The following is a 1517-nucleotide window of genomic DNA, read 5'->3' as shown; positions in this document are numbered from 1 at the left end:
CACAGAGATGATGGATTCGGCTCTGGTGCCGGCGTGACTCGAAATTACACGGACGCCGTTTGCGGTTGTCTTTTTGTGGATCTGTCCGTCGACGCCGGAGTCGCTGCGGGCCGGGCAGGAACATGACTTGATAGGAGCCTGACCGGGAAGTCGTCTCACCTTTGTGCTGTCTGCACCTACCCGACCCGCGGTGACGTTCATTCACCGTTGGAAGGGAATCCCGTCTATGACAAGCATGACATTCGCACCGTCTCTCGCCAACCCGCCGTTACTGGCGGGCGAGCTTGTTGCGGGAGTCGATACGCACAAGGACACGCACCATGTCGCGATCCTCGATCAGGTCGGCAGGCCAGTCGCGGATCGTGAGTTCCGCGCCGATGGCCGCGGCTACGCGCAGATCATCGCGTTCCTCCGTGAACACGGCGACGTTGCTCGGGTCGGTGTCGAGGGAACTGGCTCATACGGGGCTGGCCTCTCACGCGCGCTGAGCGTCGCGGGGGTGAGTGTCATCGAGGTTGCACGGCAGGACCGGCAAGCACGGAGGAAGCGGGGTAAATCTGACCCGTTGGACGCGCATCAGGCCGCGGTCTCGGTCCTGGCCGGCACTGATACCGCGATCCCAAAAACTGGTGACGGAGCTGTCGAATCGCTTCGCATTCTCATCGGTGAGCGTCGCTCGGCTGCGAAGGCCAGGGCTCAAGTGATGAACCAGATCCATGCGTTACTGATCACCGCACCGGAACTGGTTCGACACGCATTCCGAGCGCTCAGCGGGCAACGGCTGGTGAACACCCTCGCGAAGACTCGCCCCGGGCCAAACGGATCCTCCGATCCAGAGGTGATCTCACGACAAACGCTGAAGCGGCTCGCAGTTCGTCACCTCACGATGCAGGCAGAGATCAACATCATCGAGCGGCAGCTGGACACGCTGGTCCGACAAGTAAACCCGACCCTGCTGTCGCTCAGCGGGGTCGGCCCGGTCACTGCCGCGACGCTGCTGGTCGCGGCAGGCGACAACCCCGAACGGCTCACGACACGGGCACGTTTCGCCGCACTGACTGGTGTTGCACCGATTCCTGCCTCCTCCGGTCAACGCACCCGACACCGGCTCTCCCGCGGCGGAAACCGACACGCAAACGCAGCCCTGCACAGGATCGTGCTCCTACGCATGCGACACCGGGAACCACGCACCATGGCCTACTTCGAACGGCGCCGCGCCGAGGGGCTCACCAACCGCGACATCATGCGCTGCCTCAAACGCCACATCGCGAACGAGATCCACACTGCTCTACTGAACCCGGCCACTGACAACCCTGCCGGACGCGAACTACGCGCACAGCGGCAACAAGCTGGCATTCCGATCAGCGTGCTCGCCAGCACGCTCAGCGTCCCCTACCAGCGGCTCAGGCGACTCGAAATTGGCACCCGCGCCGACCCCGAACTCGAACAACGCGCAACCCTCGCCCTCGCTCAACTCAGCCCACCCCGAGCCGCTTGACAACAATAGGAGCATCCAC

General features: G+C 63.5%; 1 protein-coding gene. It reads left to right on the top strand.

Annotated features, from left to right (window positions below; genetic code table 11):
- Positions 1-226 precede the first annotated feature (226 nt).
- The gene (locus tag AB0O87_RS15560) at positions 227-1498 is read left to right on the top strand and encodes an IS110 family transposase (RefSeq protein WP_363517944.1); all 1272 of its coding nucleotides are present in this window, start codon (positions 227-229) and stop codon (positions 1496-1498) included.
- The last annotated feature ends 19 nt before the right edge of the window (positions 1499-1517 follow it).

It is taken from the genome of Microbacterium sp. NPDC076768 (assembly GCF_040687205.1).
GTDB lineage: Bacteria > Actinomycetota > Actinomycetes > Actinomycetales > Microbacteriaceae > Microbacterium.
This window is presented reverse-complemented; position numbering and strand designations above follow the sequence as displayed.

Coding starts and splice junctions, on each gene's coding strand:
- AB0O87_RS15560 (WP_363517944.1), top strand. CDS start 227: ATGACAAGCATGACATTCGCACCGTCTCTCGCCAACCCGCCGTTACTG.